This window comes from Sphingobium sp., assembly GCF_041987595.1.
Lineage (GTDB): Bacteria > Pseudomonadota > Alphaproteobacteria > Sphingomonadales > Sphingomonadaceae > Sphingobium.
This window is the reverse complement of sequence record NZ_JBHIWJ010000132.1, coordinates 1-9,545: the sequence shown is the minus strand read 5'-3', so window position 1 is coordinate 9,545 and position 9,545 is coordinate 1. Positions and strand designations below refer to the sequence as shown.

Here is a 9,545-nt window from a genome sequence, read left to right as displayed (position 1 = left end):
GTCCCAGAGCCTGTTGCGCCGGGCCAAAGGTCGATCGCGCCTGCGCCGCATAATAACGCAGGAAGTCGATCGCCTCGCGCACTTCGGCTATGGCATTGGGCAGCGACTTGCCCGCCTCCCGCACGATCAGCCCCAGCAGGACCGGCATGCGCGCCTGCATGGCGTCGGCCGCCCGCTCCAACATGGCGGCCCGCTCCGCCACGGGCACCTGCACCCAGCCGCTGGCTGCCGCCCGGGTGACGGCGGCGCAGGCATGATCGACCGACGCCTCCACCACCGTTCCGACCCTGTCCCGGCGATCCGCCGGATTAAGGACCGGCCGCGCCTGCCCCTCGCCGCCCTCGGGCGCGGCCCTCCACGCCATGGCGGCGCTTTCCTCCAGCGCCCGGCTCAGGGCCGCCAGCGCCGTCTCATCGCTCAGGTCCAGCCCATCCGAATTGCGCCGGTCCGGATAAAGGCCCGCGGGCAGGGCAATGTCGGGGTGCCGGGCGCCCGGCTGCGGCATCGCCCGCACCAGCTCGACCGGATCGGCAATCATCTCCTCGACCGGCACGGCCGGGTCGGCGATGCGATGGACGAAGGAACTGTTCGCCCCATTTTCCAGCAGCCGCCGCACCAGATAGGCCAGCAGCGTCTCATGCGTTCCGACCGGCGCATAGATGCGGCATGGCCGATCGAGATTGCCCCGGCCCACGACCTGCTCGTAAAGCGGCTCGCCCATGCCGTGCAGGCATTGAAACTCATAATCCCCGACCATGAAATCCGGCCCGGCCAGATGATGGATGGTCGCCAGAGTCTGCGCATTATGGGTCGCGAATTGGGGAAACACCCGCTCCTTCGCCGCCAGCAGCCTCTTCGCGCAGGCGATATAGGCGACGTCGGTATGCAGCTTGCGGGTATAGACCGGGAAATCGGCCAGCCCGTCGACCTGCGCCCGCTTGATCTCCGCATCCCAATAGGCGCCCTTGACCAGACGCACCATGATCCGCCGCCCGGCCCGCCCGGCCAGATCGATGATCCAGTCGATGACGAAGGGGCAGCGCTTGCCATAGCCCTGCACCACGAAGCCAAGCCCGTTCCACCCCCCCAGATCGGGATCAAGCGCCAGACTCTCCAGCAGATCGAGCGACAGTTCCAGCCGGTCGGCCTCCTCCGCGTCGATGTTGAGGCCGATGTCGTAGGATTTGGCCAGCAGCGCCAGTTCCCGCACGCGGGGCAGCAACTCGCCCATCACCCGGTCGGCCTGCGACCGGGCATAGCGGGGATGAAGGGCGGACAGCTTGATCGAAATGCCCGGCCCGGCATAGATGCCGCGCCCGTTCGACGCCCGACCGATGGCGTGAATGGCGCGCTCATAATCGGCATGATAGCGCGCCGCGTCGGCGGCGGTCGTCGCCGCCTCGCCCAGCATGTCGTAGCTATAGTGGAAACCCCTGGCCTCCTGCACCTTTGCGCGCTTCAGGGCCTCCGCGATCGTCTCGCCGGTCACGAACTGCTCGCCCATCAGCCGCATCGCCAGATCGACGCCGCGCCGGATCACCGGCTCCCCGACCCGCGCCACCAGCCGCGTCAGCGCCGCGCCCAGCCCGCGATCGTCGACGCTGCCGACCAGCTTGCCGGTCACCACCAGCCCCCAGGTCGCGGCATTGACGAACAGCGACTTGCCCCCGCCCAGATGCCCGCTCCAGTCGCCATCGGCGATCTTGTCCCGGATCAGCGCGTCGCGGGTGGCATCGTCGGGAATGCGCAGCAGCGCTTCGGCAAGGCACATCAACGCCACGCCTTCCTGGCTGGAGAGCGCATATTCCTGCACCAGCGCCTCGACCCCGCTGCCCTTGCCGTTGGCGCGCAACACCGTCACCAGCCTGCGGGCCGTCTCGCGCACCGGCGCCGTCAGGGCATCGGGCAGGGCGGCTTCGTCCAGCAGGGGTGCCATGCACGCCGCCTCATCGCGGCGACAGGCGGCGGTAATGGCCCGGCGAAGCGGCGACTGCACGCGGATGGCGGGGGCGAAGGCGGCAAAGGGCGAGGAGGTCGTCATCCCGCGATGATAGGCAAAGACAGGCAGGCAATCCGACTTAAGATGACCTGTATCTCAATCCAGATGACTTATTTTTCGGACTTTGATAGGCAAAAGTCATGAAAAATGAACCAGCGGCAGTCGAACTGGATGAATTTGACCGCAGGATCGTCGCCGCGCTGGTGGACGACGGCCGCATGACGGTCACCGATCTGGCCCAGACGGTCGGCCTGTCGAAGACCCCCTGCCAGCAACGGATGCGGCGACTGATCGAACTGGGCGTGATCCGGGGGTTTCGCGCCATCGTCGATCCGGCGAAGCTGGGCATGGATCATGTCGCCTTTGCCGAGGTGAAGCTGTCCGACACGCGGGAAAAGGCGCTCAATGAATTCAACGCCGCCGTCCGCCGCATCCCGGAAGTGGAGGAATGTCATATGATCGCCAGCAGCTTCGACTATCTGCTGAAGGTCAGGACCGCCGACATCCGCCGCTACCGCGCCGTGCTGGGCGAAAAAATCTCTTCCCTGCCGCATGTCGCCAGCACCTCCACCTATGTCGCGATGGAAACGGTGCTGGACGCCGGCGGCCATGCCCGCGGCAAAGCGAAATCATAAGCAATATTTTGCTTAGTATCGGCCCATGATCCCGCTACCATTGAAAGCATGACCGAGGCCAGAAGTTCGCGGCGGCAACGCAATGCCCCCACCATCAACGACGTCGCCCAATATGCGGGCGTTTCCCCCATGACCGTTTCGCGCGTCATCAACGGCGAACAGATCGTCCGTCCAGCAACGAAGGAAAAGGTCGAACAGGCCATCGCCGCGCTCAACTATTCGCCCAGCGCCGCCGCGCGCAGTCTGGCGGGGGGTGAGGAAATCCGGATCGGCCTGCTCTACAGCAACCCGTCCGCCAACTATCTCAGCGAATTTCTGGTCGGCAGTCTCGATCAGGCCAGCCGCAGCGGCGTCGATCTGGTCGTGGAAAAATGGGATGAGGAAACCGCCGTCGACACGGTGGTCGATCATCTGCTGCGCGGCCGGATCAACGGCGTCATCCTGCCGCCGCCGCTCTGCGACCATCAGGGCGTGAAGGATGCGCTGGCCGCAGCCGGGATCACCGCCGTTGCCGTCGCGACCGGCGAAGCGCCGGACGACATGTCGGCGGTCAGAATCGACGACCATGCCGCCGCGCTCGCCATGACCCGCCATCTGATCGCGCTGGGACACCGACGCATCGGTTTCATCAAGGGCCACCCCAATCTGAGCGCCAGCGAACGGCGGCTGGAAGGCTATCGCGACGCGCTGGCCGAAGCGGGGATCGCGGCCGACGACGCATGGGTGGCGCAGGGCTATTTCACCTATCGCTCAGGGCTGGAAGCGGCGGAGAAGATTCTGGCCTTGCCCCAGCCGCCAACGGCGATCTTCGCCAGCAATGACGACATGGCGGCGGCAACGGTGGCGATCGCGCATCGCGGCGGGCTTGACGTGCCGCGGGACCTTACCGTCTGCGGTTTTGACGATACGTCGCTCGCGACCACCATCTGGCCGGAACTGACGACGATCCGCCAGCCGATCAGCGCCATGTCGCGCGCCGCCGTGGAACTGCTGGTCCGCCAGATCAAGACCCGCAAGGGCAAGGCGGCGGAAAAGCCCGCCCATCTGCTGCTCGACTATGAACTGATCCACCGCCAGTCGGACGCCGCCCCGCAGTAAGGGCGCCGCCGCCCCTGATGGACAAATGCAGATTTTTTGAGTTTGCAGGAAAAACAACGGAAAGGGCGCATTTCTGCGCCCTTATCCTGTCGCCCGTGTCAAACTGTTCAGGCTTCGCCGAACACCCGGCGGAAAATCGTATCCACCTGACGGAAGTGATAATCGAGGTTGAACTTCTCCTCGATCTGATCGGCGGTCAGCGCGGCGGCGACGTCCGGATCAGCCTTCAGCAATTCCATCAGCGACAGCTGGCCGTCGGATTCCCAGACCTTCATCGCGTTGCGCTGAACATAGCGATAGCTGTCCTCGCGGCTCACCCCCGCCTGCGTCAGCGCCAGCAGCACCCGCTGCGAATGGACAAGACCACCCATCTTGTCGAGATTCTTCATCATCCGCTCGGGGTAGACGAGCAGCTTGTCGATCACGCCGGTCAGACGGCCCAACGCGAAGTCGAGCGTGATGGTGGCGTCGGGACCGATATAGCGCTCGACCGACGAGTGCGAGATGTCGCGCTCATGCCAGAGCGCCACATTCTCCATCGCCGGCAGCGCATAGCTGCGTACCATGCGGGCGAGGCCGGTGAGGTTTTCGGTCAGCACCGGGTTGCGCTTGTGCGGCATGGCGGAACTGCCCTTCTGGCCGGGCGAGAAATATTCCTCGGCTTCCAGAACCTCGGTGCGCTGGAGGTGGCGAACCTCGACGGCCAGACGCTCGATCGACGAGGCAATGACGCCCAGCGTCGCGAAGAACATGGCGTGGCGATCGCGCGGTATGACCTGCGTGGAGACCGGCTCGATGGCGAGGCCCAGCTTCTCCGCAACATGCTCCTCAACCCGCGGATCGATATTGGCGAAGGTGCCGACAGCGCCGGAAATGGCGCAGGTTGCGACTTCCTCGCGCGCCGCCACCAGACGCGCGCGGCAGCGGCTGAACTCGGCATAGGCTTCCGCCATTTTGAGCCCGAAAGTCACCGGCTCGGCATGGATGCCATGGCTGCGGCCGATGGTGGGCGTCAGCTTATGTTCATAGGCGCGACGCTTGATGACGTCGAGCAGCTTGTCGAGATCTTCGATCAATATGTCGGCTGCGCGACTCAACTGCACGGCAAGGCAGGTATCCAGAACGTCGGAGCTGGTCATGCCCTGATGCATGAAACGGGCTTCGTCGCCCACCTGTTCGGCCACCCAGGTCAGGAAGGCGATGACGTCATGCTTGGTGACGGCTTCGATCGCGTCGATGGCGGGCACGTCGATCGACGGATTGGTCGCCCACCAGTCCCACAGCGCTTTGGCGGCGGATTCCGGCACCACGCCCAGCTCGCCCAGCTTTTCGGTCGCATGCGCCTCGATCTCGAACCAGATCCTGAACCGGGCCTCCGGTTCCCAGAGGGCGGTCATTTGCGGGCGGGCGTAGCGGGGGACCATCGGGCGAATCCTGAATCTAGTGAATGAAAGTCGCTGCGCCCCCTAACAGCACCAGGTTTCTGGGGCAAATCCGGGCGGAAAGAGGCAGCGCCAGTCCAGCTTTTCCGCCATTTCGTCCCATTATTCGCATGCCCATGCGGCGAATCGAGCCAATCAGGGGGCGAATGGCGCGGGATGAACAAATGTTCAGGAACCAACTGAAATGCTTGTCTATTGTGCCGGGGTGAACAGGCCGGGAGCCATGTTCTGGAGAATGGAATGATCCGCGCTTTTCTTTTGACGGCAGCTTTTGTTGCGGCAACGCCCGTGCTGGCGCAGTCCGGGGCCGCTCCACAGCAGCCCGCCCCGATGGCGCCGCAGGATAATAGCGCGCAGCCGGCCTCACCCTCGGGCGACGGGGTGGCATCTATCGTCGATACCGAATTTCCCGCTTATGACCAGAATCATGACGGGCAGCTCGACAGGGCCGAATTTTCGCGCTGGATGGTTGCACTGAAAGGTCAGGAGATGAAGGCGACCGGCAAGACCCTGGCGCCGGCTGAAGTGACTGCATGGGCCGATGGCGCTTTCATCACGGCCGATACGGACAAGAGCACGACCGTCAGCAAGCCGGAGTTGATCAGCTATTTGAGTGGTGGCGCAGGATAAGAGGCGGCTTCCCGCGCGGAAGGCGGGAGACAAAACCCACAACGGGTCGCAACATGAGGCGGCATGGAGCGAAGGCCATGTCGCCTCTTTTTTGCGTAATGTACCGGTTCAACCGCGTTTTTTGTTGGCGTAGAGCAGCGCCGCCACGATCGCGGCGGAGCCGATGCCAACGGCGGTCCCCATCCACACCGCCTTACCCGCGGATTTGCGCGCGGCGGCAGCCATGTCGGTCTTCGCGGTGGAAACGGGGGCGGCGGCGTCCATTGCGGACGCTTCTTCGTTCGGCTTCGTCATGGTGACTCACGCTATGCAACAAAGCCGAAGCGCAGAAAAGATGCATGCGGCGAAATCGGCCTTCAAATGGCGGGCAATATCTGCCGCGCCTCGCCCCAGCCGCGCAGTGATCGCGCCGCCGCCCGGTCGAGTAACACCGCGACATCCTTCACCGTGAAGGCGCCAGCGCTTTCGACGTCGGCCAGTTCGTCCCAACTCACCGGCGCCGCGACCGGCGCATTTTCCCTGGCGCGCACCACATAGGGCAGCACGGCGGTCGCGCCGCGCTGGTTGCGCAGCCAGTCGATGAAGATGCGCCCCTTGCGCTTGGCCTTGCTCATCGTAGCAGTGAAGCGATCCGGCTCCGACCCGGCCAGCGCCCGGGCGAAGCGCTCGGCAAAATCCTTGACCTGCGGCCATTCCGCCTCCGGCGTCAGCGGCACGACCACATGGATGCCCTTGCCGCCCGACAGCATCGGAAAACTGGCGAGACCCATATCCTCCAATGTCCTGCGAATGTCGCGGGCCGCCTTTTTGACGTCCTCGAAATCAAGACCTTCATCGGGATCGAGGTCGAAAATCAGGCGGTCGGGGCGCTCCACATCCTCGACCAGAGATCCCCAGCCGTGAAATTCGATCGCGCCCATCTGGACGCAAGCGAGCAGGCCATCCGTATCCTCGACATAGAGATAATCCTCCTTCGCGCCGCTTTTTTCCCGGATCGGCACATGCTTCACATGCTCACCGAAGCTGCCGCTGTCATGTTTCTGGAAAAAGCATTTCTTCGCCCTGCCCTGCGGACAGCGCACCAGGCTGATTGGACGATGGACGATCCAGGGCAGCATGACCGGGCCGATGGCGGCATAATAGTCGGCAAGTTCCCCTTTGGTCACCTTCGCTTCCGGAAAGATCAGGCGATCGGGGTTGCTGATCCTGACGTCGCTTTCGGCTGTGGGTGCGGGCATGGCTTTCTCGCGTCGGACGTCCTGCGCCTCCTTATCTTCGCGCAGGCCCAGGAAACTGGCGTGGCGAACCACATTGTCGGCGGTAAATTCGGCAAAGGCGATTTCCGCGATCAAATCTGGGCGCACCCAATGCGCGCCTCTCGCTTCGCTGCGCGGAACGGACAGCGACGCAGCCTTGCGCTCGCGTTTTTTCAGGGCGCGCATCAGTGTATCGCTGTTGGAGGCGTTGAAGCCGGTGCCGACCTTACCCGCATAAACCAACATCTTTCCGTCATGTTGCGCCAGTAAAAGATTGCGGATGGAACGCCCGCCCGCACTGCTGGGCGTCCAGCCGACGATGACGAATTCCTCCCGCCGGGTGCATTTGACCTTCAGCCAGTTTTTCGTGCGGGCGCCACGATAGGGTGCGTCGGCCCGCTTGCAGATGATCCCCTCCTGCCCGGCTTTGCACATGGCATCGAACAGCGCTTCGCCCGCCCCGACGATGTGATCTGCCACATGGATATGCGCGGAGCCTTTCCCCAGCAGAGCGGCCAGCTTTTCCTTGCGGCTGATATTGGGCTGCGCGGCGCAATCTTCGCCGTCGAGCTGGAGGAGATCGAAGGCGAAGATATGAAGCGCCGACCGCCCTTCTCCTTTCAGTGCGCGCTGAAGGCTGGAGAAGTCAGGATTGCCTTGACCATCCAGCGCGACGATCTCGCCGTCGATCAGGGACGGCGGCAGTTGCAGGCTCGCCGCTTCGCCAGCGATCTGGCTGAAGCGATCCGTCCAGTCGAGGCCGCTGCGCGTGAAGATCGTAACCTTGTCTCCGGCCGCGGACAGCAGACAGCGATAACCGTCATATTTGATTTCATGCATCCAGCCATGGCCGTCCGGCACGGCATCCACCAGAGTAGCAAGTTGCGGCGGCTGAAACGGCGGTGGTTTGCCGGCAACGCGCTTGCGGCGCGGCCGGGCAGGCATAGCCTTCTTCGCCTTGTCCATCGCCGCGTCGAATGCCTTGCCACGCTTGCCCTTCAGCGAGATCGCGGGCGCATCCCCGGCGATCTCGCTCATGGTCCGGCCGCTTCTGACGCTGGTGAGTTCACGCGCGACAAGACTGTCGCCGCTGCCCGCATAAGCATCCTCGATTTTGCGGAGCAGCCAGTTTTCGCGCTTTTCATTCCCTCGCGGCTTCAGACGGATCAGCAGCCATTCGCCTTTCATCCTCTGCCCGTGCAGGATGAAGTGGAGGTGGCCCTTTTCAAGATCCTTCGCGCTCTTGCCGGGGACGGGTTCCCAACTTCCCTCGTCCCAGAGCATGACGGTACCGCCGCCATATTCGCCCTTGGGAATGGTGCCTTCGAAACTGGCATAGGACAGGGGATGATCCTCGGTGCGGACGGCCAGCCGCTTGTCGCCGGGGTCCAGGCTGGGTCCGCGCGTCACCGCCCAGCTCTTCAGGACCCCGTCCATTTCCAGACGGAAATCATAATGCAGGCGGGTCGCGTCATGTTTCTGAACGATGAAGCTGTTGCCCCCCTTGCGGCCCGCTTTGCCAGCCGGCTCCTTGGTGCGCGTAAAATCGCGCTTGCTGTTGTAGAGGGTGAGGGCATCGGCTTCAGCCATCGACATTCAGCTTCCTTCGCCAGGGAGAAATGCGCCAGCCGTGGCGCGGTTCCGCTCGATTGAATGGAGGACACTTGACTTCGGCGGCAAGTCGTGGTGGTAGCGCTATCAATAACGGAAGATTTTAGGAGCCGATGATGCCGAGCGCCCTCTCCCTGCTCGATTGCCTTCCCGCCGACTGGCGATCAGGCCTGTTTCTGGGCCGTGTTGCGACGGCATCCGGGCCAAGCCCGATTCTGGTGCGCGACGGCGTCGCCTATGACATGAGCCGCGTGGCGCCGACCGCAGCGCAACTGGTGGAGATGCTGCCGGTTGCCGTGGAAAAGGGCGAACGGCTGGGCGCGCTCGATGCTCTCGATCTGCCCCTGCTGAGTCCGATCGACCTGCAGTGCGTGAAGGCCTGCGGTGTCACTTTCGCGCTGTCGGCCATCGAACGCGTGATCGAGGAAAGGGCGCGCGGCGATGCAAGCGCCGCGGCAGAGATCCGCGCGCGGCTGGAAGAGCGCGTGGGCGGCTCGATCCGCGCTGTCATTCCCGGATCGGAACAGGCGGCCGCGCTCAAGCAGGCCCTGATCGAAGATGGCGTCTGGTCGCAATATCTGGAGGTCGCCATCGGCCCCGATGCGGAGGTCTTCACCAAATCTCCCGTTCTCTCAACCGTGGGGGCAGGCGCCCAGATCGGCATCCGCTCGGACTCCACCTGGAACAATCCGGAGCCGGAAATCGTGCTGGTCGTCAACGCGAGCGGCAGTGCGGTGGGCGCGACGCTGGGCAATGACGTCAATCTGCGTGATTTTGAGGGCCGGTCGGCGCTGCTGCTGGGCAAGGCGAAAGACAATAACGCGTCCTGTTCGCTGGGACCGCTGATCCGGCTGTTCGACGGCGACTTCAGCAT

General features: G+C 63.9%; 8 protein-coding genes. 4 read left to right on the top strand and 4 right to left on the bottom strand.

The annotated features are described in order from the left end of the window. The coding region (gene putA / locus ACFC3J_RS20650) for a bifunctional proline dehydrogenase/L-glutamate gamma-semialdehyde dehydrogenase PutA (protein WP_375197875.1) at positions 1-2,041 on the bottom strand (2,041 nt) is incomplete at its 3' end. A gap of 98 nt (positions 2,042-2,139) precedes the next feature. On the opposite strand from putA, the gene ACFC3J_RS20645 reads away from it, so the two are divergent. Both ACFC3J_RS20645 and ACFC3J_RS20640 read left to right on the top strand, forming a co-directional pair. Next, a complete protein-coding gene (locus ACFC3J_RS20645) occupies positions 2,140-2,634 on the top strand; it encodes an Lrp/AsnC family transcriptional regulator (protein ID WP_375197874.1) in 495 nt (164 codons plus the stop codon). Positions 2,635-2,682: 48 nt separating this feature from the next. Continuing rightward, positions 2,683-3,732 carry a LacI family DNA-binding transcriptional regulator gene (locus tag ACFC3J_RS20640; protein ID WP_375197873.1) on the top strand — a complete coding sequence of 350 codons (1,050 nt, stop codon included), beginning with the start codon at positions 2,683-2,685 and terminating at the stop codon, positions 3,730-3,732. Between the two features lie 107 nt (positions 3,733-3,839). Here ACFC3J_RS20640 and purB read toward each other — a convergent pair whose 3' ends face one another. After that, on the bottom strand, positions 3,840-5,156 hold the full coding sequence (gene purB, locus ACFC3J_RS20635; RefSeq protein WP_375197872.1) for an adenylosuccinate lyase: 1,317 nt from the start codon (positions 5,154-5,156) through the stop codon (positions 3,840-3,842). 258 nt (positions 5,157-5,414) lie between these two features. On the opposite strand from purB, the gene ACFC3J_RS20630 reads away from it, so the two are divergent. Next, on the top strand, positions 5,415-5,804 hold the full coding sequence (locus ACFC3J_RS20630; protein WP_375197871.1) for an EF-hand domain-containing protein: 390 nt from the start codon (positions 5,415-5,417) through the stop codon (positions 5,802-5,804). 108 nt (positions 5,805-5,912) lie between these two features. Here ACFC3J_RS20630 and ACFC3J_RS20625 read toward each other — a convergent pair whose 3' ends face one another. Next, positions 5,913-6,098: a hypothetical protein gene (locus ACFC3J_RS20625; RefSeq protein ID WP_375197870.1), complete on the bottom strand. Its 186-nt coding sequence runs from the start codon at positions 6,096-6,098 to the stop codon at positions 5,913-5,915. Between the two features lie 62 nt (positions 6,099-6,160). Then, on the bottom strand, positions 6,161-8,650 hold the full coding sequence (gene ligD, locus ACFC3J_RS20620; protein ID WP_375197876.1) for a DNA ligase D: 2,490 nt from the start codon (positions 8,648-8,650) through the stop codon (positions 6,161-6,163). A gap of 137 nt (positions 8,651-8,787) precedes the next feature. Here ligD and ACFC3J_RS20615 point away from each other — a divergent pair. After that, positions 8,788-9,545: fumarylacetoacetate hydrolase (locus ACFC3J_RS20615; RefSeq protein WP_375197869.1), on the top strand; the 758-nt coding region annotated here is incomplete at its 3' end.